The sequence below is a fragment of the Phyllobacterium sp. SB3 genome, assembly GCF_040009165.1.
Classification (GTDB): Bacteria; Pseudomonadota; Alphaproteobacteria; order Rhizobiales; family Rhizobiaceae; genus Phyllobacterium.
Map to the genome: position 1 here is coordinate 1172917 of NZ_JBDYKI010000001.1, position 24416 is coordinate 1197332.

General features: G+C 53.9%; 21 protein-coding genes. 20 read left to right on the forward strand and 1 reads right to left on the reverse strand.

Going from position 1 to position 24416, the window contains the following annotated elements; genetic code table 11:
- The first annotated feature begins 113 nt into the window (after window positions 1-113).
- The 16 genes from ABKW30_RS05740 to ABKW30_RS05815 all read left to right on the forward strand — a co-directional run bounded on the left by ABKW30_RS05740 (window position 114) and on the right by ABKW30_RS05815 (window position 18107).
- Window positions 114-2129 carry a hydantoinase/oxoprolinase family protein gene (locus tag ABKW30_RS05740; RefSeq protein WP_348597319.1) on the forward strand — a complete coding sequence of 672 codons (2016 nt, stop codon included), beginning with the start codon at window positions 114-116 and terminating at the stop codon, window positions 2127-2129.
- A 104-nt stretch (window positions 2130-2233) separates the two neighbouring features.
- Window positions 2234-4411 (forward strand): malate synthase G, encoded by a 2178-nt coding sequence (locus ABKW30_RS05745; protein WP_348597321.1) that lies wholly within the window; start codon window positions 2234-2236, stop codon window positions 4409-4411.
- 62 nt (window positions 4412-4473) lie between these two features.
- Window positions 4474-5160 carry a tRNA (adenosine(37)-N6)-threonylcarbamoyltransferase complex dimerization subunit type 1 TsaB gene (gene tsaB / locus ABKW30_RS05750; protein WP_348597323.1) on the forward strand — a complete coding sequence of 229 codons (687 nt, stop codon included), beginning with the start codon at window positions 4474-4476 and terminating at the stop codon, window positions 5158-5160.
- Window positions 5157-5669: a ribosomal protein S18-alanine N-acetyltransferase gene (gene rimI / locus ABKW30_RS05755; RefSeq protein WP_348597325.1), complete on the forward strand. Its 513-nt coding sequence runs from the start codon at window positions 5157-5159 to the stop codon at window positions 5667-5669. Before tsaB ends, rimI begins: the two co-directional genes overlap by 4 nt.
- A 1-nt stretch (window position 5670) precedes the next feature.
- Window positions 5671-6534, forward strand: a complete 864-nt coding sequence (locus tag ABKW30_RS05760) for a 1-acyl-sn-glycerol-3-phosphate acyltransferase (protein ID WP_348597632.1) — start codon at window positions 5671-5673, stop codon at window positions 6532-6534.
- A gap of 11 nt (window positions 6535-6545) precedes the next feature.
- Complete coding sequence (miaB, locus tag ABKW30_RS05765) at window positions 6546-7964, forward strand: tRNA (N6-isopentenyl adenosine(37)-C2)-methylthiotransferase MiaB (RefSeq protein ID WP_348597327.1); 1419 nt, start codon at window positions 6546-6548, stop codon at window positions 7962-7964.
- A 49-nt stretch (window positions 7965-8013) separates the two neighbouring features.
- Window positions 8014-9039 (forward strand): PhoH family protein, encoded by a 1026-nt coding sequence (locus tag ABKW30_RS05770; protein ID WP_307282363.1) that lies wholly within the window; start codon window positions 8014-8016, stop codon window positions 9037-9039.
- Window positions 9040-9048: 9 nt separating this feature from the next.
- Complete coding sequence (gene ybeY, locus ABKW30_RS05775) at window positions 9049-9537, forward strand: rRNA maturation RNase YbeY (protein WP_348597329.1); 489 nt, start codon at window positions 9049-9051, stop codon at window positions 9535-9537.
- A 14-nt stretch (window positions 9538-9551) separates the two neighbouring features.
- Window positions 9552-10634, forward strand: coding sequence for a hemolysin family protein (locus tag ABKW30_RS05780; protein ID WP_348597331.1), 1083 nt, complete (start codon window positions 9552-9554; stop codon window positions 10632-10634).
- Window positions 10635-10656: 22 nt separating this feature from the next.
- Window positions 10657-12246, forward strand: a complete 1590-nt coding sequence (gene lnt, locus ABKW30_RS05785) for an apolipoprotein N-acyltransferase (protein WP_348597333.1) — start codon at window positions 10657-10659, stop codon at window positions 12244-12246.
- A gap of 100 nt (window positions 12247-12346) precedes the next feature.
- The gene (locus ABKW30_RS05790) at window positions 12347-12763 is read left to right on the forward strand and encodes a helix-turn-helix domain-containing protein (protein WP_348597335.1); all 417 of its coding nucleotides are present in this window, start codon (window positions 12347-12349) and stop codon (window positions 12761-12763) included.
- Between the two features lie 164 nt (window positions 12764-12927).
- Window positions 12928-14193, forward strand: coding sequence for a methionine adenosyltransferase (metK, locus tag ABKW30_RS05795; protein WP_348597337.1), 1266 nt, complete (start codon window positions 12928-12930; stop codon window positions 14191-14193).
- A gap of 21 nt (window positions 14194-14214) precedes the next feature.
- A complete protein-coding gene (locus ABKW30_RS05800) occupies window positions 14215-14913 on the forward strand; it encodes a tRNA (guanine(46)-N(7))-methyltransferase TrmB (RefSeq protein ID WP_348597339.1) in 699 nt (232 codons plus the stop codon).
- A gap of 205 nt (window positions 14914-15118) precedes the next feature.
- Window positions 15119-16069, forward strand: coding sequence for a tripartite tricarboxylate transporter substrate binding protein (locus ABKW30_RS05805; protein WP_348597341.1), 951 nt, complete (start codon window positions 15119-15121; stop codon window positions 16067-16069).
- Window positions 16066-16557 carry a tripartite tricarboxylate transporter TctB family protein gene (locus ABKW30_RS05810; protein ID WP_348597342.1) on the forward strand — a complete coding sequence of 164 codons (492 nt, stop codon included), beginning with the start codon at window positions 16066-16068 and terminating at the stop codon, window positions 16555-16557. Before ABKW30_RS05805 ends, ABKW30_RS05810 begins: the two co-directional genes overlap by 4 nt.
- A gap of 5 nt (window positions 16558-16562) precedes the next feature.
- Window positions 16563-18107, forward strand: coding sequence for a tripartite tricarboxylate transporter permease (locus ABKW30_RS05815; protein ID WP_348597345.1), 1545 nt, complete (start codon window positions 16563-16565; stop codon window positions 18105-18107).
- A 28-nt stretch (window positions 18108-18135) separates the two neighbouring features.
- On the opposite strand, the gene ABKW30_RS05820 is transcribed toward ABKW30_RS05815, so the two are convergent.
- The gene (locus ABKW30_RS05820; protein ID WP_348597347.1) at window positions 18136-18300 is read right to left on the reverse strand and encodes a hypothetical protein; all 165 of its coding nucleotides are present in this window, start codon (window positions 18298-18300) and stop codon (window positions 18136-18138) included.
- Between the two features lie 266 nt (window positions 18301-18566).
- Between ABKW30_RS05820 and rimP the strand changes: the two genes are divergently transcribed.
- The 4 genes from rimP to infB all read left to right on the forward strand — a co-directional run bounded on the left by rimP (window position 18567) and on the right by infB (window position 24338).
- Complete coding sequence (gene rimP / locus ABKW30_RS05825; RefSeq protein WP_348597348.1) at window positions 18567-19220, forward strand: ribosome maturation factor RimP; 654 nt, start codon at window positions 18567-18569, stop codon at window positions 19218-19220.
- Between the two features lie 62 nt (window positions 19221-19282).
- Entirely contained in the window at window positions 19283-20884 is a 1602-nt protein-coding gene (nusA, locus tag ABKW30_RS05830; RefSeq protein ID WP_348597350.1) for a transcription termination factor NusA, read from the forward strand.
- Between the two features lie 17 nt (window positions 20885-20901).
- The gene (locus ABKW30_RS05835) at window positions 20902-21555 is read left to right on the forward strand and encodes an RNA-binding protein (protein WP_348597351.1); all 654 of its coding nucleotides are present in this window, start codon (window positions 20902-20904) and stop codon (window positions 21553-21555) included.
- Entirely contained in the window at window positions 21552-24338 is a 2787-nt protein-coding gene (gene infB / locus ABKW30_RS05840; RefSeq protein ID WP_348597353.1) for a translation initiation factor IF-2, read from the forward strand. Before ABKW30_RS05835 ends, infB begins: the two co-directional genes overlap by 4 nt.
- Window positions 24339-24416: the final 78 nt, after the last annotated feature.

Consider the following 24416-nt stretch of genomic DNA (forward strand, 5'->3'; position numbering starts at 1 on the left):
CTTATGGTTCCGGCTGGATACGGCGCAAACAGCATGCGTCAGTAAGTGGTCGGTATGACGCTAGTCGTTTTGGCTCTTATACGCTAACTCTGCCTCAAACAGTGCAGGGCATCATGACTGATTCCACGACAGGGCAGGCAATTTTTCTGGGTTTGGACACGGGCGGTACCTATACGGACGCCGTTCTCTGGTCGGAAGAACGAGGTGTAATCGCCAAGGCAAAAGCGCTGACGACACGCCATGATTTGAGTGTGGGCATTTCCGGTGCTGTCGATGCCATCGTTAAAGAAGCATCTGTTCACCCAGCGGATATAAGGCTTGTTTCAATGTCGACGACACTTGCCACCAACGCCTTGGTTGAGGGGCAAGGCGGGCGCGTCGCTTTGATCATGATTGGTTTTTCCGATGCGGATATGGAGAAAGCCGGGTTGAGAAGCGCTCTTGGCACTGATCCTGTTGTTTTCATACCCGGTGGTCATGATGTATATGGCCGGGCACAGCCTTTTGACCCATCTGTACTTGAACAAGCGTTGCCACGCCTGAAATCTGAGGTGACGGGCTTTGCCATTTGCGCTTACTTCGCGGTACGCAATCCCGAACATGAAATTGCTGTGCGCGATCTTGTGCACGAGAAAACCGGCCTACCCATTACTTGCAGTCACGAATTGTCCGCGAAGTTGAACGGTCCGAAGCGTGCATTGACCACGGTGCTCAACGCACGGCTTATCGCAATGATAGACCGACTGGTTGCTGCGACAGAAGGCTTTCTGGACAGACGGGGGATTCATGCGCCTCTCATGGTGGTTCGGGGGGACGGTGCTCTCGTTTCTGCTGCATTTGCGCGCCATAGGCCTATTGAGACGATCCTCTCAGGACCGGCAGCCAGCCTTGTCGGAGCGCGGCATATGACCGGGCTGGATAATGCCATTGTGTCCGACATAGGCGGTACGACGACTGATGTTGCCGTGCTGGATGAAGGCCGTCCGAGGCTCGATCCGAACGGGGCGACGGTTGGCGGCTTTCGCACCATGGTGGAAGCCGTGGCAATGCGCACATTCGGCCTCGGGGGCGATTCGGAAGTGTCGCTGGATGACAATGCCATGGCACCGAGCATCAAGCTTGGCCCGAGACGGCTTGTGCCCTTGTCTCTTCTGGCCGCGAACCATGGAGACATCGTGATCCAGCATTTGGCCCGTCAGGTAAAGGCAGCGAATGCGGGACGTCTTGATGGCCGTTTCGCGCTGTTGACGGGTGTTCCGGCGCAGATGGCTTCCGGTTTGAGCAAAGGCGAGGCAGAACTTTACGAGCGCATTACCAATGAGCCGCAACCACTTGACCGTCTGCTTAACTCCGTGTCGCAGACGGCAGCAATAACGCGGCTGGTTTCGCGCGGATTGGTGCATCTTTCAGGCTTCACACCATCGGATGCCTGTCACGTTATCGGTTTGCAGAATAACTGGAATGCGGAAGCGGCACGGTATGGCGCCATACTTTATGCCAGACGCAAGGATGGAGCCGGAAGGCCATTTTGCGATACGCCGGAAGAAGTTTCACGCCGCACCTATGATGCTCTCATAAGGCGCTCTTCAGAAGTGGTTCTTGAAACAGTCTTTGCAGAAGACGGACTTGAAGGGCAGGAAACGGTCGCAAGTGCGCTCGTTCAGCGAGCATTGTCGCGAGAAGACGGAATCGCCGGTATCAAGCTGGAGATTGACCGGCCTTTGGTTGGACTTGGAGCATCTGCGCCCGTTTATTATCCGGCAGTTGGCGATGTTCTCGGCCTTGAATGCATCGTTCCCGTTGATACTGATGTTGCAAACGCGTTAGGTGCAGTCGTCGGGCAAGTCCGGGTTTCGCTGGAAGCACATATAAGCCAGCCTGTCGAAGGCCTCTACCGCGTGATGGCAGGTGAGGCTGTCCAAGATTTCCAGGTTGAGGAGGATGCAATCGCATTCACTGAGACAACGTTGAGGCGTCAGGTGAGGCAACTGGCGCTCGATGCGGGAACCGACGAGCCGCAAATATCCATTTTTCGCGATATCAGCGCGGCGACCGTGGAAGATCAGCGCAAATTTATAGAAGCAGTATTGATTGCCACCGCATCAGGCAGGCCGCGTATCGCACACTAACTCATTTCAATCGATACAGATTTCATCGCAGCTCATTGGAGAATTGACTGGAAAGCCTTGGGCGTGTTCAAGGGTATTCATTGCAAGTTTATAAGGACGTGATCATGGTTGAACGCATCGAAATTAATGGTCTGAAGGTGGCACAGGAGCTTTACGATTTCGTCGTGAATGAAGCCATTCCGGGAACAGATATCGATGCGGCGCAGTTTTGGTCAGGTTTTGCACAGATCGTTGAAGATCTGGCGCCGAAGAATCGCGCATTGCTGGAAAAGCGCGATGCGTTTCAGCTGAAACTTGATGACTTCTACAAGAGCAGACGCGAGAGCGGCTATTCTCCGGAAGAATATGAGGCTTTCCTGCGCGAGATTGGTTATCTGCTGCCGGAAGGCGATAAGTTTGCTGTATCGACCAGCAATGTCGACCCGGAAATCGCTGTAACAGCCGGCCCTCAGCTCGTTGTTCCTGTTATGAATGCCCGTTATGCACTCAATGCTGCCAATGCGCGTTGGGGTTCGCTTTACGATGCACTTTACGGGACGGATGCCATCTCTGACGAAGGTGGTGCGGAGAAGGGCAAGGCATTTAATCCCGTGCGTGGCGCAAAGGTAATTGCCTGGGCCAAAAACTTTCTCGATGACAGTGCTCCATTGCAAGGTGCGAACTGGGCAGATGTATCCGGACTGGCCGTTGAAGGCGGAAAGCTCGTTCTTAAGTCCGGCACTGCAACGACTTCTCTCAATGATGAAAGTCAGTTTGCAGGTTATCGCGGCGATCCGGCAAATCCTACGGCAATCCTCCTGATCAAAAATGGGTTGCATGTGGAGATTGTCATTGATGCCGATCATCCCATTGGAAAGACGGATAAGGCTCACATAGCGGATGTCTTGCTGGAATCTGCCCTTACGACAATTCAGGACTGTGAAGACTCCGTTGCGGCTGTTGATGCCGAGGACAAGGTTACCGTCTATCGCAACTGGCTTGGGCTGATGAATGGAGACCTCGAAGACAGTTTCGAGAAGGGTGGAAAAACGGTCACGCGTAAGCTTAATCCAGACAGGGAATATACTGGCAAGGATGATAAGCCGCTGACGATACCCGGCCGCTCGCTCATGCTTGTGCGAAATGTCGGACATTTAATGACCAATCCGGCAATCCTTGACAAGGATGGTAACGAGGTGCCGGAGGGCATCATTGATGCTGCTATCACAGCCTTGGCTGCGCTACATGACATCGGCCCGAAAGGTCGGCACATGAATTCGCGCGCCGGATCGATGTATGTGGTGAAGCCGAAGATGCACGGCCCGGAGGAAGTTGCCTTTGCATCCGAGTTGTTTGGCCGTGTCGAGACGCTGCTTGGCATGAAACCGAATACGATCAAGATGGGTATCATGGATGAGGAACGCCGGACGACGGTCAACCTCAAGGAAGCCATTCGTGCTGCAAAAGAGCGGGTCGTTTTCATCAATACGGGTTTTCTCGACCGCACGGGTGATGAGATTCACACCTCCATGGAAGCCGGACCGATGATCCGCAAAGGCGACATGAAGCAGGCATCTTGGATCGGTGCCTATGAGAATTGGAATGTGGATATCGGGCTGGAATGCGGGCTTTCCGGTCATGCGCAGATCGGCAAAGGAATGTGGGCAATGCCTGATCTGATGGCGGCGATGCTGGAACAGAAGATCGGGCATCCGAAAGCCGGTGCCAACACAGCTTGGGTGCCATCGCCGACTGCCGCCACGCTGCACGCTACACACTATCACAAGGTAAACGTCGCCGAAGTGCAGGCAGGACTGAAGTCGCGGACACGTGCCAAGCTTGGCGATATACTGTCCGTACCGGTTGTCACACGTCCCAACTGGACACCGGAAGATATCCAGCGCGAACTTGATAATAATGCGCAGGGCATTCTGGGCTATGTGGTGCGTTGGGTCGATCAGGGTGTTGGCTGTTCCAAGGTGCCGGACATCAATAATGTCGGGCTGATGGAAGATCGCGCCACGTTGCGCATTTCCGCGCAGCATATTGCCAACTGGCTGCATCACGGCGTTACCGATGAAGCTCAGGTGCTGGAGACAATGAAACGCATGGCTGCTGTCGTAGACAAGCAGAATGCCAACGACCCTCTTTATCAGCCGATGGCCGGTAACTTTGAAAAATCGATAGCATTCCAAGCCGCGTGCGATCTTGTTTTCAAGGGCCGCGAACAGCCCAACGGTTACACTGAGCCTGTTTTGCATCGCAGGCGGTTGGAGCTGAAAGCCCAACAGGCGCAGGGCTGACATAGCAACTGCTGCTGAGTGTGCTCTTGTTTGCCGACTGATTCTTGTTTAGGCGATAGCACATGAAATTGCTTGCGCTTGATACTGCCGCCAATCTTTGTTCTGTTGCTGTCCTCGATGCCGTGCATGGCACGATGCTGGCAGAGGTCAGCGAAGATATTGGCAAGGGCCATGCCGAGCGTTTGATGGCTGTTATCGAGCAGGCCATCGCCAATGCGGGAATTTCCATCAATGAAATCGGCAAGGTAGTTGCCAGTATTGGCCCGGGATCATTTACCGGTGTACGGGTTGGCGTCGCGACGGCGCGTGGCCTTGCTCTGGCATTGCGCTGTCCTGCGGTCGGGATAAGCACGCTTCAGGCTCTGGCTTATGATGCCCGAAGAACATTCCCGAACCGGCCCGTGCTGGTTGTAATCGATGCGAGACGTGATGAGTTTTACGCACAATTTTTTGTAGAAGACGGGGCCCCAGCCTCTGAACCGATGATTGTGCCTTTATCCAGAATAATCGAGCAGCTTTCTGATCACGGGCAAAATATTGTTCTGGCAGGTTCTGCTTCAGCACTGGTCAACGCTGAACTCATGCATCCGTTGGATATCGGATCGACGATGGCGACAGGAACTATTGGCGCATTCGCGCTCCTTGGTATGCAATCGCAGGATACGAACTTGCCGAGCCCGCTTTATCTGCGTGGTTTGGACGTGAAACCACAGCAAGGTTTTGTGTTGAAGAGGCAGGTCGCAGAATGATGGGGTTGCCTTTCGACAATCTACGCCCGCGCACCTTCATTATTGAAGCGCTTAGACGCGAAGATGCCAGCACTTTGGTGCCAATTCACGCTGGGACCTTCCGACAGCCTTGGAACGAGGATGATTTTCACGCGCTGCTTGGTGAAGACAACATATTCGGCTTCGTTGCGCGTGAGGAAGGAAATCGGAGTGCGCCCGCTGGCGGCTTCGTTCTTGCGCGGCTTGTTCTGGATGAAGCAGAGATATTGACTATTGCAGTCGCACCGCAATTTCAGCGCAAGGGCGTTGGTCATGCTTTGATGGATGCGACTTTGCGCCATCTGCATAATGAGCGCGCAAGCATGCTCTTTCTTGAAGTTGATGAACTGAATGTGCCAGCACTCGGATTGTATCGCAGGCTTGGCTTCAAACAGGTTGGAAAACGGCCTGGTTATTATGAAACTACCTCAGGGCGTTCGGCAGCGTTGACGATGCGCCGTGACCTTGGGCGACGCGGTACAGGCCGTTGATATGATGGCACGTCTAAGACTTGTTCTGGCAGGGGCCGGCTTTGTGCTCGTCACAATTATTCTATTGCCGCTTCAGCTGCTCTTTGTGAAAACAGGCTGGGCATTGCAGAAAAGACTGCCTGTGCTCTTTCACAAAATTGTTCGCCGCCTGCTTGGAATCCGTATTCATGTGCATGGGGAAATGGCAAGGGGGCGACCACTGATGCTTGCTGCCAATCATTCTTCCTGGGCGGACATAATTGTTCTATCGGCTGTAGGGGAGGTATCCTTCATAGCCAAGTCTCAGGTTGCGACGTGGCCTTTATTCGGTTTGTTTGCCAAATTGCAGCGTTCTGTCTTTGTGGAGCGGGAAAAACGCGGCAAGACGCACGATCAGGCGAGTGAGATAGCAACTCGGCTTGCAAGCGGCGATGTCATGGTGCTCTTTGCTGAAGGCACGACATCGGATGGCAATCGTATATTACCTTTTAAAACCTCTCTTTTCGGAGCAGCGCAGGTAGCCATTCGTGAAACCAGCGTTGAAACGGTTACGATCCAGCCGGTCGCCATTGCCTATACAAAAGTGCACGGGGTGCCGATGGGCAGATTCCATCGGCCGATTATTGCATGGCCGGGTGATGTGGAACTTGGGCCAAGTCTCATAGGTATGTTGAAAGAGGGTGCTTATGATGTGGATGTACGTTTTGGCGAACCTGACGTCATAGACGGCAAGTCGGATCGAAAAGCGCTGGCACGCACTATGGAAGAGCGGGTTCGGACAATGATGCAGGTCTCGCTGCAGGGGCGTGATTATATTGATCCTGAGACTGCACCTGCGACTAATCTCCACGATCCTGCTATTTTCAAAGAGGCTAAAAAGCTTTAGAAGCCTCAGCCATGGACGATATCAGTATCAAGCATCAGCCGGACGAGACGTCGGGAGCCCTTATCCATTCACCGGCACTTGCCAATACACGCAAGGTGTATGTGAAGACCTATGGCTGTCAGATGAATGTCTACGACAGTCAGCGGATGACCGACAGTCTGGCTGCCGAGGGCTATAGCCCTACAGATACTGCAGACGATGCCGATCTGGTACTTATCAACACCTGTCACATTCGTGAGAAGGCCTCTGAAAAGCTTTATTCAGCACTCGGACGGCTGCGCAAAATGAAAGACGCACGCGCCAAGGAAGGGCGTGAGCTGACCGTCGGTGTGGCTGGCTGCGTAGCACAGGCTGAAGGTGATGAAATTACCCGGCGTGCTCCGGTTGTCGATCTCGTTGTCGGTCCTCAGACATATCATCGTCTGCCGCAGGCTCTCGCCCGTGTGGCCAAGGGCGAACGCGTTGTTGAGACAGAGTACGCGATCGAAGACAAATTCGAACATCTGCCTTCGCCAAAAAAAGAACAGACGAGAAGCCGGGGCGTTACCGCATTTCTGACTGTTCAGGAAGGCTGCGACAAATTCTGTACGTTCTGCGTGGTTCCCTATACACGTGGGTCGGAAGTATCCCGCCCCGTTGCGCAAATCCTGAAAGAGGCCGAGAAGCTCGCTGATGCAGGAGTGCGTGAACTGACACTGCTTGGCCAAAACGTCAACGCTTGGCATGGCGAAGGTCCGGATGGCCGTGAGTGGGGATTGGGTGAGTTGCTTTACAGGCTTGCCGAGATTCCCGGTATTGCAAGGCTGCGTTACATCACCAGTCATCCTCGCGACATGGATGACGCCTTGATCAATGCACATCGTGACCTCGATATGCTGATGCCATATCTGCATCTTCCTGTTCAGGCAGGTTCAGATCGCATCCTGAAAGCCATGAACCGCAAGCACACAGGCGATGATTATCTGCGCCTGATTGAACGAATTAGAAATGCCCGCTCGGATATTGCGCTTTCCGGGGACTTCATTGTCGGCTTTCCCGGCGAAACTGATGAAGATTTCGAAGCCACGCTACAGCTCGTCCGTGACGTTACCTATGCCGCTGCCTATTCGTTTAAATATTCCCCGCGCCCCGGAACACCCGGTGCCGATCTGCCAGACTACATCGATGAAGCGGTGAAGGATGAAAGATTACAGCGCCTGCAGGCTTTGCTGAGCGAACAGCAATATGCTTTCCAACGCAGCCTTGTGGATAAAAGCTTTGATGTGCTCATCGAAAAGGCAGGAAGAGTGCCCGGACAGATGGTTGGACGATCTCCCTGGTTACAACCTGTAATTATCGATGTACACGGCGGCAGAATCGGCGACATTATCAATGTACGAATCATCGACACTGGAACCAACAGCCTTATCGGTGTCCGGGAGATGGTTTGAGGAACAAGTAGCGACTATATGAACAGGCAACCATTATTAGGAGAGCCGTTTGAACGCCACCGAAAAACTGAAACCCGCTCCTTCCGGAGCCTCGGATCTGGCGCATATCGTACTGACATTTGACAACAATCGGCTGGCGAGTGCGCTGTTCGGCCAGTTTGATGAGAATCTAGCCCGTATCGAGAAGAAATTAGGTGTTGATGTTCGCTCCAAGGGCAATCAGCTTGCTATTCGCGGTGAGCCGGGAGCAACGGAGCAAGCCCGACGCGCGCTTGATCAGCTTTATGAGCATCTGCAAAAAGGTCATGACATATCCGCATCGGATGTTGATGGTGCATTGCGGATGGCGATCGCTGCCGACGACCAATTGACGCTTCCCACAATGGAAAACAAGAGCAAGATGGCTGTAGCCCAGATATCGACCCGCAAGAAGACGATCTTTGCGCGCACGCCGACACAGGACGCCTATATGCGTGCTCTTGATCGGTCGGAGATGGTTTTCGGTGTGGGACCGGCAGGCACAGGCAAAACCTATCTTGCGGTAGCTCACGCAGCAATGCTGCTGGAGCGCGGTCTGGTTGACCGTATTATTCTTTCACGCCCGGCTGTCGAAGCTGGCGAGCGGCTTGGCTTTCTTCCCGGCGATATGAAAGAGAAAGTCGATCCCTATCTGCGCCCTCTCTATGATGCTCTCTATGACATGATGCCTGCCGATAAGGTTGAGCGCGCCATAGCTGCGGGCGTCATAGAAATTGCTCCGCTGGCTTTCATGCGTGGTCGTACACTTGCTCATTCAGCGATTATTCTGGACGAGGCGCAGAACACGACTGCCATGCAGATGAAAATGTTCCTGACCCGTCTTGGCGAGAACGGGCGTATGATCATCACGGGTGACCCGAGCCAGATCGATCTGCCGCCGGGCCAAAAGTCGGGATTGGTTGAGGCGCTCAACATTCTGAACGACGTTCAGGGCATCGTCACCGTGAAGTTCACGGATGTAGACGTGGTTCGCCATCCATTGGTTGCGGCAATTGTTCGTGCCTACGACAAGGAAGGCGCCAAGCCCAAAGCTTGACGGAATGTCTTGATCGATATCGACATACTGGTTGAAACCGATGGCTGGCCGGAAGAGGCTGAGTTATCGTCGCTTGCCAACGCGGCAGTTACTGCGGTCTGGGAAGAACTCGCTGGCGGCAATCAGCCGGACAGCGAGCTTAGTCTGGTTTTTACCGATGACGCAGCGATCAAGGAACTCAATAATGACTGGCGTGAGAAGGACAAACCCACCAATGTGCTGTCCTTTCCTGCCTTTCCAATAAAGCCGGGCCAAAAGCCCGGACCCATGCTTGGCGATATCGTCATCGCGCGTGAAACTGTCGTGCGTGAAGCGGAAGACGAGGAAAAGCCTTTTAATCATCACCTCGCGCATCTGATTGTCCATGGGTTCCTGCATCTTCTGGGTTATGACCATCTGACAAATGAAGAGGCCGAAGAGATGGAAGAGCTTGAGCGCAAAATTCTTGCGCGTCTTGCAATTCCTGACCCATATGCGCTATCGGTCATAGACGATTAATTCGATTGAGGACCATGTCTGACACGTCGCACCAAAACGATCCTGCCGCGCCGACCAAAGGCTTAAATGGGCAGGAAAGTGATGCCGAAGGGCAAAGTATCACCAGAGCGCCTGCTCCAGAAAAGCGCTCGCTTCTTTCCACGATCTTTCCGTTCCTGCGCACACGTCCCGGAACTTCCCTAAGGGAGGACCTTGATGCGGCTCTTGCAGAAGACCACCATGGCGATACGGCTTTTTCTCCAGAAGAACGCGCCATGCTTCACAACATATTGCGTTTGCGCGAATTACGCGTTGAGGACGTAATGATCCCGCGAGCTGATATCGAGGCAGTTGAAATCAGCACAAGTCTCGGCGACCTTCTCGAAATATTCGAGAAATCAGGTCATTCACGTATGCCGGTCTTTGCCGAGACACTGGATGACCCGCGCGGCATGGTGCACATCCGCGATGTGGTCAACCACATTACCAAGATATCCAGGATCAAGGTTCAGCGTAAAAGTGCGCGTGCCCCCAAAGCACCAGCGGCGGCGAAATTTGATCTCTCCAACGTCGATCTCACAAAAACGATTTCTGATCTGAACCTGATGCGCACTATCCTTTTCGTGCCACCTTCAATGCTTGCGAGCGATTTGATGGGGCGCATGCAGGCGCAACGGATTCAGATAGCTCTTGTGATTGATGAGTATGGCGGCACTGACGGGCTGGTTTCACTCGAAGACATCGTGGAAATGGTAGTCGGCGATATCGAAGACGAACACGACGACGATGAAGTGATGATCGTCGAGGACCCGGAAGGTATCTTTACTACCGATGCGCGAGCTGATCTTGACGAAGTATCGGAGAAAATCGGCGCCGGTTTCGTTGTCGGAGAACATGGAGAGGATGTTGATACCGTCGGAGGTCTGATCTTCTCGATCCTGGGGCGCATTCCCGTTCGGGGTGAGATGGTTCAAGCTGTTCCGGGTTACGAATTCCACGTACTGGAGGCTGATCCGCGCCGTATCCGCAAGGTTCGTATAGTCCCGCTGCGTCACGCAGAACGCAAACCGCGCAACCAGCGTCAAGGCGTCGTCGAACCTTCAGCGGATGACGAATGACCCCTAGTGATTTGGGCAGGGCATGATCCGGCGTTTGATTGACAGGATTGTGCTTCTGTCAGGTTGGCGACGTTGTGGCCTGGCATTCCTCGTAGGTGCTTTGGCGAGCTTTGCGCTGCCGCCCTATGATTTTTTTGCTGTATCATTCATCGCCTTTCCAGTGCTTGTCTGGCTGCTCGATGGGGCGGTTGATAATGCCGGAAAAAGCCCGGTGAGGCGGCTTCTCCCAGCTGCATATGTCGGGTGGTGGTTTGGGTTTGGCTATTTTGTCTTCGGCTTGTGGTGGATCGGCAATGCGTTGCTGGTCGATGCTGCCAACTTCGCCTGGGCTATTCCCCTGGCAATCTTTGGCCTGCCGGCATTTCTCGCATTTTTCTATGCTTTTGCGGCTGCTTTGGCGCGCCTTCTATGGAGTGACGGCATCGGTCGCATATTTGCACTTGGCTTCGGTTTCGGTGTTGCTGAATGGCTGAGATCCTTTGTCTTGACCGGATTTCCATGGAATGCAATCGGCTATGCAGCAATGCCGGTGCCGGTCTTAATGCAATCGTCGGTCATTGTGGGATTGCTTGCAATGAACGTTCTGGCGGTTATCGTGTTCGCAATGCCCGCGCTTTATGGCGGTAGGCAAAGCAGAATAGCTGGACTTGCGGTTGCTCTAATCCTGATCGCTGCCCATGTGGGATTTGGACTTTTCCGGCTTTCTACGGCAGAACTCAAACTGGACGGCCCTGAAATTCGGATTGTACAACCGTCTATCTCTCAGGATCTCAAATGGGATGCCGAGGCTCGTCGCGATATACTCGATAAATATCTCGCAATGACCGCCGAAAAACCGGGAGAAGGCAAGGTCAAGCCGCAGATTATAATTTGGCCGGAAACCGCGGTTCCCTACATTCTGACGAAAACCCCTGATGCGCTAAATGCTATCGCCGACGCATTGGCTGATGGGCAGACTCTTTTGACAGGCGCCATCCGGATGGAAGAGCCGGGAGGGGGGGAGGAACCGCTATATTACAACACGATCTATGCCATCGATAGCCATGGCCAAATTACAGGCGCTGCGGACAAAGTTCATCTTGTTCCTTTCGGTGAGTATGTTCCGCTGGAAAATATTCTTCGAAAGATCGGCATTAGCGAGGTAGTAGAATTGCCCGGTGGTTTCAGTGCGGCATCGGTGCGAAGGTCACTGGAAGTTGTGAGCGGTTTCACCATATTGCCGCTGATATGCTACGAGGCAATCTTCCCGGGTGAAATGTCTTATCAAGGCGCTCCGGCAAATGCCATTATCAATGTCACGAACGATGCCTGGTACGGTGACACTCCCGGCCCATATCAACATTTCCGGCAGGCTCAATTGCGTGCAGTAGAACAAGGACTGCCAATGGTCCGGGCTGCAAATAATGGCCTTTCAGGCGCCGTCGACCCATACGGACGAATCATTGACGCACTCGCGCTCGATGCAGTTGGAGTTATCGATGTCCAGCTTCCGGGGAGGGTGCAACTACTTTGGGGTGAAGGGATTCATCAATTTCAATTTACAGTTGTATTATTGGCAGTTTTGATTGTAGCGCTGTGGTATTTTTTGCGTAGTAGAAGGCGTGTTGGTTGACATTTCTAGTACTGCCCTGTCGAATAAAGTGATATTTGGTACGTTGATACATTGATGGTAAAATTCATTTTCAATTCCATTTCATACGAATGAGATTTTCATGTCCGATAATAAAAAGAGTCCAAACCCCGTGGATATCCATGTTGGCGCAAGAATTAGATTGCGGCGCAACATGATAGGCTTGAGTCAAGAAAAGCTTGGCGAGAGCCTTGGGATAACGTTCCAGCAAATTCAAAAATATGAAAAGGGCATGAATCGCGTAGGCGCCAGCCGCCTTCAGGCGATAGCCAATATCCTCAACGTGCCGGTCACATTCTTTTTCGATGATATGCCCGGTCAGGTCGACAAGCCCCGTGGGTTCGATGAAGAAAGTGAGACGACTTATGTCGTTGGCTTCCTCAATAGCTCGGAGGGGATTCAGTTGGCCCGTGCTTTTGCAAAAATCGGTGATGCAAAAATCAGACGTAAAGTGCTCGATCTCGTTCGTACACTTGGGCAAGAGGATGATGCAGTCTAAATCGTGACTGCTCATATCATTATGCGCAAAACGGGAAAAAAATCCTCTTGAAGCGTTCCTTTTGAAAGTTAAAGCAATTGACGGAACCGCTGTAGCTTGGCAAACACTATGCGCCAGTCAGCATATGCTTGCTGGCATTCGTTTGCTTTCAAGAGGGGTTCCCCGTGACGCGCAGTTCTTATCTTTTTACCAGTGAGTCCGTTTCGGAAGGTCACCCGGACAAAGTCTGTGACCGTATTTCCGATGAAATCGTTGACATGATCTATAAAGAGGCGAAGAAAACGGGAGTTGATCCGTGGACTGTTCGCATCGCATGCGAAACTCTGGCGACTACGAACCGTGTTGTCATAGCCGGTGAGGTCCGGGTTCCGGATACATTACTCAAGAAAGATAAAAGCGGCGCCGTCGTTAAAGACGCCAAGGGGCATCCGGTTATCAATCCTTCAAGGTTCCGCGCCGCTGCACGTCGCGCCATTCGCGATATTGGCTATGAGCAGGAAGGTTTCAATTGGAAGACAGCAAAAATTGACGTCCTGCTGCATCCGCAATCTGCGGACATTGCTCAGGGCGTTGATAATGCCGCTGACCGTCAAGGCGAAGAAGGTGCCGGCGATCAGGGTATCATGTTCGGCTATGCTTGCCGGGAAACACCCGATCTGATGCCAGCCCCCATTTACTACTCACACAAGATCTTGGAGTTGCTGGCAGCGGCCCGTCACAAGGGTGAAGGTGAGGCCGGCAAGCTCGGTCCGGATGCCAAGAGCCAGGTAACAGTTCGCTATGTTGACGGCGTGGCAGCAGAGGCCACTCAGATAGTTCTGTCGACGCAGCATCTTGATGCGAGCTGGGACTCCAAGAAGGTCCGTAGTGTTGTCGAGCCCTATATCCGCGAAGCGATGGGTGACCTCAAGATCGCCGACGATTGCGTCTGGTACATCAATCCTACCGGCAAGTTTGTCATTGGCGGTCCGGATGGTGATGCAGGTCTGACCGGTCGCAAGATCATTGTTGATACTTACGGCGGCGCTGCACCGCATGGCGGTGGTGCTTTTTCCGGTAAGGATACAACCAAGGTCGACCGTTCTGCAGCCTATGCTGCACGTTATCTTGCAAAGAACGTAGTAGCCGCAGGCTTTGCTGATCGCTGCACGATCCAGCTTTCCTATGCAATCGGCGTTGCACAGCCACTTTCGGTTTATGTCGATCTGCATGGCACCGGCAAGGTCAGGGAAGATGCCGTAGAGGAGGCATTGCGCAAGGTTATGGACCTGTCGCCTTCCGGCATCCGCAAGCATCTGGACCTCAACAAACCGATCTACGCCAAGACCTCCGCCTATGGTCATTTTGGACGCAAACCCGGCCGTGACGGTTCGTTCTCTTGGGAGAAGACCGATTTGGCCAAGCAGTTGAAGACAGCATTGGCCGCTTAAGCGGCCAATGTGGATATTGGTATGACCGAGCCCAGACGCGAGCGTTCAACGGAAGCATTTTTCGGCAGACGGAATGGTAAGACATTACGTCCTTTGCAACGTTCCATCCGGGATGAACTTCTTCCACAACTGAAACTCGATCTTACCGCTCCAGCACCCGATGACCTCCGCAGCCTCTTTGCTGCTGAGGTCGATCTTGTGCGTATGGAAATTGGCTTTGGTGGTGGCGAACATCTCTTGCACGAGGCGGCGCGCCATCCGAAGTCGGGCTTTATTGGTATTGAGCCCTTCGTCAACAGCATGGCAAAGTTGATTGTCGATCTCCATGAAAACCCTCTGAATAATATCCGGCTTTACGATGATGATGCGACGCAGGTGTTGGACTGGCTGCCTGATGCATCGCTCGATGGCATTGATCTGTTCTATCCGGACCCTTGGCCAAAGAAGAAGCACTGGAAGCGCAGGTTCGTCAGCCAGAAGAATCTTGACCGTTTTGCCCGCGTGTTAAAATCCGGTGCCCGTTTCCGTTTTGCCTCCGATATCGATACCTATGTGAATTGGACGCTGCAGCATTGTCACGAACATGATGAGTTCGATTGGCAGGCTCACACCGCTGGGGACTGGCATACCCCCTATGAGGCTTGGCCCGGCACGCGCTATGAACAGAAAGCGCATCGCGAGGGCAGGGTCGGGGCTTATCTGATGTTCTTGCGCCGCTGAGCCCCTGGCCAGCTATTTTGCGTGACAGCTTCCTGACAGTTTTCTAGTATCATTCTAAAGGTGAGGAGACCGCTGGGAGGCTGTCCATATTCTTGTGCGCTAAATCGTGGCAGCAATGCCTCCGGTTCGCGTTAAATATGACTTCCAGATCTTCGAAAACTGAAAAAATCGATGGCCGAGGGCCGTTATGGGAGGACTTCACACAATGCGTAAGATGTTGCTTGCTTTTGTAGCTGTCGGAGCAATGGCTATATCGGGAAATGCCTTTGCCGCTGATTATAAGATCATGGCACCAGCAGCACCCGGTGGTGGTTGGGATCAAACAGCCCGTACTCTTCAGACAGTACTTCAGGAAGAAAAAATTTCGGGCAATGTGCAGGTTGTCAACGTTACGGGCGCTGGCGGTACAATTGGCCTTGCCCAGTTTGCCAATTCGGCAAAGGGTGATCCTTCGCAGCTCATCGTTGGCGGCTATGTCATGGTCGGCGCTATCCTTACAAATGCCTCGCCGGTAACACTGGAGCAGGTCACGCCGATTGCTCGTCTGACAGGCGAATTCGAAGCTCTGGTTGTGCCTGCGGCATCGCCTATCAAGTCAATGGCCGATCTTGTTGAAAAGTTGAAGGCTGATCCGGGCGCAGTATCATGGGGCGGCGGTTCCGCCGGTGGTACGGACCATATTACTGCAGGTCTACTGGCCAAAGCCGCAGGTGTCGACCCGACCAAAGTGAACTATATCGCTTTCTCCGGCGGCGGCGAAGCGCTGGCAGCTATTCTTGGTGGTCAGGTGACGGTTGGTATTTCCGGCTACGGCGAATTTGAATCACAGATCAAATCGGGCGCTCTGCGGATCATCGGCATTTCCAGCGATACCAAAGTGGAAGGCATTGATGCGCCAACCTTCAAGGAAGGCGGCGTAGACGTCTCTATCCAGAACTGGCGCATGATTGCAGCAGCACCTGGGATCACTAAGGAACAGGAAGCTGCCATTGGTGCAGATGTCGAAAAGTTGGTTCAATCCAAAGGCTGGCAGGAACAGTTGAAGGCCAAGGGTTGGGCGGACACTTATCTGGCTGGCGATGAATTCAAGGCTCAACTGGCCAAGGATACGGAATCAACTGCCGCTATCCTGAAAGACATCGGCTTGGTAAAATGACACAACAGTCACCAAACTTCAAAACGCGTCGCCCTGATCGGGCGGCGCTGGCCATTGCGGCCTTCTTGGCCATTCTGGCTATCATAATCGGATACAGCACCGCCACGACGCATGGCGGTAGCGCCACACGCATTGGTCCGGCTGCTTTTCCATATGCCATCAGCATAGTTCTGTTTATTCTGGCTATCTGGACGGTGTTCGAGGCATTCCGTGGAGAATTCCCGGAACGTGAATCGCAGGCACCGGGCCCTGTCCTCTGGATTGTGGGTGGACTCGCAGTTCAGATGCTCCTTCTCAACGTCCTTGGCTTCTCGATTGCGACCGGCTTACTTTTCGCTGCAACAGCCAGAGCCTTCGGCAAGACTAAATTATGGATGACGATACCGGTTGGGATCGTACTTTCCTTTGTCGTCTGGATACTTTTTGCCAAGGGACTTCAGCTGTCTCTTCCGGCAGGACCGCCAGAACGCTTCTTTTTCGGGGGTTAAGGTCAATGGACACATTTGGATTGCTGTTCCAAGGCTTCGCCGTGGCGATGGAGCCGATGAACCTTCTCTACGCACTGATCGGCGTTACGCTTGGCACTGCTGTAGGTGTGTTGCCAGGCATTGGTCCGGCCCTGACGGTCGCTCTATTGCTGCCGGTGACATACAAATTGGACCCGGCGGGCTCGCTTATCATGTTCGCCGGTATCTATTACGGCGGCATGTATGGCGGATCGACGACATCCATCCTGCTGAACACGCCGGGTGAAAGCGCCTCAATCGTCACCGCACTTGAAGGTAACAAGATGGCCCGGGCGGGGCGGGGCGGGCCTGCGCTGGCAACAGCAGCAATTGGTTCATTTGTCGCCGGCTTGATCGCAACAATTGGGCTTGCGTTCATTGCCCCGTGGATTGTGAAGTTCGCCCTGTCATTCGGGCCTGCGGAATATTTTGCGCTGATGGTCCTGGCGTTCATGACGGTTTCTGCGGCCTTTGGTGATTCGACGCTTCGAGGCTTGACGGCCCTGTTCATCGGATTGGCGCTTGGTTTGGTTGGGCAGGATCAATTGACGGGGCAGGCACGGCTTGCTTTTGGTATTCCAGATTTGCTCGATGGCATCGAAGTCACGACATTGGCTGTTGCTCTGTTTGCGATTGGCGAAACACTTTCCGTTGCGGCGTCGCGATCGACGATGGATGAGAAGATCGAAGCGGTCAAAGGCTCGGTCTGGATGACAAAGGAAGACTGGTCCCGTTCATGGAAGCCTTGGCTGCGTGGAACGGCGATTGGCTTCCCAATCGGTGCAATGCCAGCTGGCGGTGCTGAGATCGGGACGTTTCTCTCCTATTCAGTAGAAAGACAACTGGCAAAAAAGCCGGAAGAATTTGGCCACGGTGCAATTGAAGGTGTGGCAGGGCCGGAAGCAGCCAATAATGCCTCTGCTGCGGGCACGCTTGTACCGCTGCTGACGTTGGGTTTGCCGACAACAGCGACAGCGGCAATCATGCTGGCGGGTTTCCAGCAGTTTGGACTTCAGCCGGGACCATTGCTGTTTGCTACAAGCCCGCAACTCGTATGGGGCCTGATTGCCAGCCTGCTCGTTGCCAATCTTATGTTGCTGATTCTGAACTTGCCATTGATCGGCGTCTGGGTCCGTTTGCTCTCAATTCCCAAGCCTTGGCTTTATGCGGGAATTCTGGTGTTCGCAACATTGGGTACGATAGGTGCCAACTCCGCAATTTTCCAATTGGGGTGGATCGCTTTCTCATTTGAGTTGGCGATGCTGATTCTGTTTGGATTGTTTGGCTACTTCATGCGGCAATTCGGTTATCCGATTGCGCCTGTGGTGGTGGGCCTGATTCTTGGGCCTATGGCTGAAACGCAATTGCGTCGCGCCATACAGATTAGTCAGGGCGACTTTTCTGTATTGGTGGGATCACCAATAGCGGTAACCTTGCTGGTTCTCGCTGTCTGTGCGGTTGTTGTGCCGCTCATCATGCGTGCCCGAGGCCAAGGTAAAGTTCTGGCCTCGCTTGCTGCGAATGAAGACTAAGTGCTTCATTCACCGTCCACCGGATCAATTAGTTCCGGTGGATGGAGCTGAACTGAACAGGGGCAATACCAAGGGCGCGCAGATCAGACGCAATTGGCTGGTGGCCAGTGCGTGTTGCTGATGCTACTGCCACAGCGCTGCCGAATACGTTCAGCATGCGGCCGATCCTGGAAGTTGTTGATGTCTTATGCATTTTCTCATCCTTTCGCGTTTATATTGCGATGCAGCAAAGATAGGGATGAGGCGTGGTTTTGGTAAGAGCCAGTTATGCAGGGCAGCTATGCGAAATTGAGATATACCGGCTAATGCAAAGCAGGATCGCAGAAATTTGCTACGGAGCTTGAAAGTCTCAGTCCATTTCGGTATATAGAACGCATATTCTTGGTCGATAGAACAGGGGTGGGTCCACACAGGTCCCGCTCTTTTTTGTTTCTTGGGGCCAAAACAGGGAAAATTTGTGTGACAGACGGCACCAATACAGAGCATCAAACTGTTCCGGCAGCAGGCTTGGAAGAGCGTATTATTACTGAAACCGGCATCGACGCCCGTGTTGCTTCGATTATCGAGCCGGTTCTCCAATCGATTGGTTTCAGGCTCGTCCGCGCGCGTCTTTCAGGCCTCAACGGCTTGACACTGCAGATCATGACCGAGCGGAACGACGGTACAATGACCGTTGAAGATTGCGAACTGGTAAGCCGGACTTTGTCTCCCGTGCTCGACGTGGAAGATCCTATCGATAGGAACTATCATCTGGAAGTTTCGTCGCCGGGGATCGACCGTCCGCTCGTTCGGAAATCAGATTTTACTGTTTGGAGCGGTCATATCGTAAAGGTTGATACGTCAGCAGTTCTGGAAGGGCGGAAGAAATTCCGCGGGCGGATCGCCAATGTCACTGATGATTCAATAACAATCGAAAGCGATCAGGCAACGTATGGCGACAAGCCAGATGTCGAAGTCCCATTCGAAATGATTGCCGATGCCCGTCTCATTTTGACGGATGATCTTATTCGCGATGCTTTGCGCCGCGACAAGGATCTTCGCGAAGGCCGTATACCTGAAGAAAATAACGATGCTCCTGACGAAGCAGATGCTTCGGACGAGGCGCAGAGCTAACAACCGGATTGAATTTCATACGCCCGCAGAGGAAGCGTGGTGGTGAACCCAAGGAGAAGAAAATGGCAGTCAGTGCAAACAGGCTAGAACTTCTGCAGATCGCCGATGCGGTTGCTCGCGAGAAGTCGATTGACCGCGAGATCGTTATTGCGGCGATGGCCGATGCCATTCAGAAAGCCGCGCGCTCGCGTTATGGCCAGGAAACGAATATTCGCGCCGATATCAACGCCAAGACTGGCGAAATCAAGCTGCAACGCCTGCTTGAAGTTGTCGACAATGTTGAAGATCCGGTTACGCAGATCGGCATGGATGCCGCCCGCGACCGTAATCCTGATGCGCAGCCGGGCGATTTCCTTGCCGACCAGCTCCCTCCAATGGATTTCGGCCGCATCGCCGCCCAGTCGGCCAAGCAGGTTATTGTGCAGAAAGTGCGCGAAGCCGAACGTGATCGTCAATATGACGAATACAAGGATCGTGTTGGTGAGATCATCAACGGCAGCGTCAAGCGCGTTGAATATGGCAATGTGATCGTTGATCTCGGTCGCGGTGAAGCAATTGTCCGTCGTGACGAGCTGATCCCCCGCGAGACATTCCGCTACGGTGATCGTGTCCGCGCTTATGTCTACGACGTTCGCCGCGAGCAGCGCGGACCACAGATTTTCCTGAGCCGCACACATCCGCAATTCATGGCCAAGCTCTTCACCATGGAAGTGCCGGAAATTTATGATGGCATCATCGAAATCAAGTCGGTAGCTCGTGATCCGGGCTCCCGCGCCAAGATCGCTGTCATTTCGCGTGATTCGTCTATCGATCCAGTGGGCGCTTGCGTTGGTATGCGTGGTTCACGCGTTCAAGCGGTTGTTGGTGAGCTTCAGGGTGAAAAGATCGATATTATTCCTTGGTCGCCAGAGCCGGCATCTTTCATCGTGAATGCATTACAGCCTGCAGAAGTTTCCAAGGTTGTTCTTGACGAAGATGCTGAACGTATTGAAGTTGTGGTTCCGGATGACCAACTATCACTAGCGATTGGTCGTCGCGGTCAGAACGTGCGCCTGGCGTCGCAGCTCACGGGTTGGGATATCGATATCCTCACAGAGCAGGAAGAATCCGAACGCCGCCAGAAGGAATTCGTCGAACGCTCCAACCTGTTCATGGAAGCACTCGACGTTGACGAGATGGTCGGTCAGGTTCTTGCGTCCGAAGGTTTTGCCAGCGTGGAAGAAATCGCTTATGTTGATAGCGATGATATTTCCTCCATCGATGGTTTCGATGAGGATACGGCGACAGAAATCCAGCAGCGTGCTCAGGAATATCTCGGACGGATCGAAGAAGAACGTGATGCCCGCCGCAAGGAACTGGGTGTTTCTGACGAGCTTCGTGACCTGCCTGGAATGACCAATGCGATTCTGGTTGCAGTCGGCGAAGATGGTGTGAAAACCGTTGAAGACTTTGCGGGATATGCTGTTGATGAGTTGACCGGATGGCGCGAACGCAAGGACGGGGAGACAGTCAATTTCCCGGGAATCCTCTCAGCGTTCGAAGTTAGCCGTGCTGATGCGGAACAGATGGTGCTTGCTGCTCGTTTGAAGGCTGGCTGGATCACGGAAGATGATCTTGTTGCAACCGAGACTAACGAAGAAGCTGACGAAGAGGTCGCTGGCTAATCCCAGACGATCCGAATATGGAAGCGGAAATGAACGACAGAACGTGCATCGTCACGCGTGAAGCAGGTTCTGTCGATGACATGATCCGGTTCGTAGCTGCCCCGGATGGATCGGTTGTTGCTGATTTGAAGCACAATCTTCCCGGTCGGGGATGCTGGGTGAAGGCCCAGCGACGTTACATTGATGAAGCGGTGAAGCGGAAGCTTTTCCCGCGCGGACTGAAAACAGCGGTGACAGTTCCGGATGATTTCGGGCAGATCGTTGACCAGATGCTGGCAAAATCAGCTTTGGGAAGTTTTGGGTTGGCGCGAAAGGCCGGTGTTGTGATAACAGGGGCCGCAAAAGTGGATATCGCCATCCGCAACGGCACGGCAGGGCTCGTGCTGCATGCTTTTGAAGCAGCGGAAGACGGCGTCCGAAAACTTGACCAGGCCCGTCGTTCGGTAGTTTATGCCGACGGACCTGATATACCCGCCCTTTCATTGTTCAGTAGCGATGAAATGGATTTGGCATTGGGTGGGGTTAATGTGATACATGCTGCCGTACTCAAAGGGAGGGCAGCTGCCGGGCTTATGAAGCGAGTCTGGGTGCTACAGCATTTTCGCGAAGGTCTGGACGAGCAGACCAGCGCTAAAGCGGCAACCGCTGCGAAGGAAACGGAAACGGAATGAGCGATACAAAATCGACAGACGACAAGACGCTTGGCGTCAACAAGAAAACCCTGACCCTGAAGCGGCCCGGTATCGAACAAAGCACGGTGCGCCAGAATTTCAGCCACGGGCGGACGAAGTCTGTTGTCGTTGAAACGAAAAAGCGCAAGTTCAGCCTGCCGGACCAAAAGCCGGAGGTTGCTCCTGTTGCTGCGCCAACGCCAGCGCCTGCTCAGACAACTGCTGCGCCAAAGCCGGCTGCACCTGTGACAGCCGCGCCTGCGCCGGTTGCACCGCAGCCTGCTGCTGTGGCACCACAGCCAGTGGCAGCCGCTCCAGCGCCTCGTCCGGCCGCACCGGCTGCTGCACCAGCCAGCACATCGGCTTCGGCAACACCTGCGCGCCCGGCTAATCGTCCGGCCCAGACATCTTCGCCTCAGCGTCCGGGCCAACAGCCCTATCGCCCGGCAGGACAGCGGCCAAACGACCGCTCCGGCATGGTGCTGAATACGCTTTCGGCAGCAGAACTCGAAGCGCGCCGCAAGGCCCTCGAGGGTTCCAAGGCGCGGGATATTGAAGACCGTGCCAAGGCAGCCGTTGAGGCAGCACGCCGTGCAGAAGAGGATGCTTTGCGCGCCAAGGAACGCGAAGAATCAGCACGTCGCCAGGCAGAGGAAGAAGAGCGTCTTCGCAAAGAGGCTCAGGCCAAGCAGCGCGCCGAAGAAGAATCGCGCAAGCGTCAGCCAGAGACACCAGCCGCCGAAGACACCGGATCGAAAGCTCCTGTACGCAAGACAAACGTTGCGGAAGAGGAAGAGACGCGCCGCGGTAGTCCGGCCGGTGCCCGCCGTGGCAGCAGTGCTGCCCCGGCAAAGCCTGAAGTTCGCACTCCGAAGGTCGTCAAGGGCGAAGATGAGCGCCGTCGTGGCAAGTTGACATTGGGCTCTGCGCTCAATGACGAAGGTCGCAGCCGCTCGCTTTCAGCCATGCGTCGTCGTCAGGAGAAATTCAAGCGCGGCATGCAGCAGGAAACACGCGAGAAAATCGCGCGTGAAGTCGTGTTGCCGGAAACCATCACCATTCAGGAACTTGCCCAGCGTATGGCTGAGCGTTCGGTCGACGTCATCAAGTATTTGATGAAGGAAGGCCAGATGATGAAGCCGGGCGATCTGATCGATGCGGATATGGCTCAGCTGATCGCCGAAGAGTTCGGTCATACGGTTCGCCGGGTTGCTGAATCCGACGTTGAAGAAGGCATTTTCAACGTTCAGGATGATCAGGGTGCATTCGTATCGCGTCCTCCGGTTGTTACCATCATGGGTCACGTCGATCACGGCAAGACCTCGCTGCTTGATGCTATCCGCAAGGCTAATGTTGTGTCTGGCGAAGCTGGTGGCATCACCCAGCATATCGGTGCTTATCAGGTTGAGCAGAACGGCCAGAAGATCACCTTTATCGATACGCCTGGCCACGCTGCGTTTACTGCAATGCGTGCACGTGGTGCACAGGCTACAGATATCGCCATTCTGGTGGTTGCTGCTGACGATAGCGTCATGCCGCAGACGATTGAATCGATCAATCATGCCAAGGCGGCAGGCGTTCCGATCATCGTTGCGATCAACAAGATCGACAAGCCTTCTGCTGATCCGCAGAAGGTGCGTAACGGACTGCTTCAGCATGAAGTTTTCGTGGAATCGATGGGCGGTGAAACGCTCGACGTGGAGGTCTCCGCCAAGACTGGTGTTGGCCTCGACAAACTCCTTGAAACAATCCTGCTTCAGGCTGAAGTTCTGGATCTCAAGGCTGATCCGACACGTACTGCGGAAGGTGTGGTCATTGAAGCCAAACTTGACCGTGGCCGCGGTTCGGTAGCGACAGTTCTGGTTCAGAAGGGTACTTTGCATCCGGGCGATATCATCGTTGCAGGTAGCGAATGGGGCCGTGTCCGTGCACTTGTCAATGATCGCGGTGAAAACATGAAGGACGCCGGACCGGCAATGCCGGTTGAGGTCCTCGGTCTCGGTGGCCCGCCACAGGCTGGTGATCGCTTTGCAGTCGTAGAAAATGAAGCCAAGGCACGCGAGATTTCTGAATATCGCACGCGTCTGGCCCGTGAAAAGGCTGTGGCAAAGCAGGCTGGTTCCCGTGGTTCGCTCGAACAGATGATGAGCCAGCTGCAGGTAACCGGTTTGAAAGAGTTCCCGCTGCTCATCAAGGGCGACGTACAGGGCTCGATTGAAGCCATTGCCGGTGCGCTGGACAAGCTCGGTACCGAAGAAGTGCGGGCGCGCATCATCCATTCGGGTGCTGGCGGTATCACTGAAAGCGATATTGCTCTTGCCGAAGCATCGAACGCTGCAATCATCGGATTCAACGTTCGTGCCAACAAGCAGGCTCGTGATTTGGCCGAACGCGAAGGCATCGAAATTCGCTACTACAACATCATTTACGATCTCGTAGACGATGTGAAAGCAGCGATGTCGGGTCTTCTGTCGCCGGAACGCCGCGAAACCTTCATCGGCAATGCGGAAATTCTGGAAGTCTTCAACATCACGAAAGTTGGCAAGGTTGCCGGTTGCCGTGTCACGGAAGGCAAGGTCGAGCGTGGGGCAGGGGTACGCCTTATCCGCGACAACGTTGTCATCCACGAAGGCAAGCTCAAGACGCTCAAGCGCTTCAAGGATGAAGTCGCCGAAGTGCCGATGGGTCAGGAGTGCGGTATGGCGTTCGAAAACTACGAGGATATTCGCGCAGGCGATACAATCGAAGCTTTCCGCGTCGAACACGTAACCCGCACGCTCTAAACCCAAGCGTCTCGATTAATGATAGCAGGATCGCCGGACTGATATCCGGCGATCTCTTGCATATCTGGATAGGTAATA

Bases quoted from the DNA above. Each gene is read 5' to 3' on its own strand.
- ABKW30_RS05740 (WP_348597319.1), top strand. From the start codon at position 114: ATGACTGATTCCACGACAGGGCAGGCAATTTTTCTGGGTTTGGACACG.
- ABKW30_RS05745 (WP_348597321.1), top strand. From the start codon at position 2,234: ATGGTTGAACGCATCGAAATTAATGGTCTGAAGGTGGCACAGGAGCTT.
- tsaB (WP_348597323.1), top strand. From the start codon at position 4,474: ATGAAATTGCTTGCGCTTGATACTGCCGCCAATCTTTGTTCTGTTGCT.
- rimI (WP_348597325.1), top strand. From the start codon at position 5,157: ATGATGGGGTTGCCTTTCGACAATCTACGCCCGCGCACCTTCATTATT.
- ABKW30_RS05760 (WP_348597632.1), top strand. From the start codon at position 5,671: ATGATGGCACGTCTAAGACTTGTTCTGGCAGGGGCCGGCTTTGTGCTC.
- miaB (WP_348597327.1), top strand. From the start codon at position 6,546: ATGGACGATATCAGTATCAAGCATCAGCCGGACGAGACGTCGGGAGCC.
- ABKW30_RS05780 (WP_348597331.1), top strand. From the start codon at position 9,552: ATGTCTGACACGTCGCACCAAAACGATCCTGCCGCGCCGACCAAAGGC.
- lnt (WP_348597333.1), top strand. From the start codon at position 10,657: ATGATCCGGCGTTTGATTGACAGGATTGTGCTTCTGTCAGGTTGGCGA.
- ABKW30_RS05790 (WP_348597335.1), top strand. From the start codon at position 12,347: ATGTCCGATAATAAAAAGAGTCCAAACCCCGTGGATATCCATGTTGGC.
- ABKW30_RS05800 (WP_348597339.1), top strand. From the start codon at position 14,215: ATGACCGAGCCCAGACGCGAGCGTTCAACGGAAGCATTTTTCGGCAGA.
- ABKW30_RS05805 (WP_348597341.1), top strand. From the start codon at position 15,119: ATGCGTAAGATGTTGCTTGCTTTTGTAGCTGTCGGAGCAATGGCTATA.
- ABKW30_RS05810 (WP_348597342.1), top strand. From the start codon at position 16,066: ATGACACAACAGTCACCAAACTTCAAAACGCGTCGCCCTGATCGGGCG.
- ABKW30_RS05815 (WP_348597345.1), top strand. From the start codon at position 16,563: ATGGACACATTTGGATTGCTGTTCCAAGGCTTCGCCGTGGCGATGGAG.
- ABKW30_RS05820 (WP_348597347.1), bottom strand. From the start codon at position 18,300: ATGCATAAGACATCAACAACTTCCAGGATCGGCCGCATGCTGAACGTA.
- nusA (WP_348597350.1), top strand. From the start codon at position 19,283: ATGGCAGTCAGTGCAAACAGGCTAGAACTTCTGCAGATCGCCGATGCG.
- ABKW30_RS05835 (WP_348597351.1), top strand. From the start codon at position 20,902: ATGGAAGCGGAAATGAACGACAGAACGTGCATCGTCACGCGTGAAGCA.
- infB (WP_348597353.1), top strand. From the start codon at position 21,552: ATGAGCGATACAAAATCGACAGACGACAAGACGCTTGGCGTCAACAAG.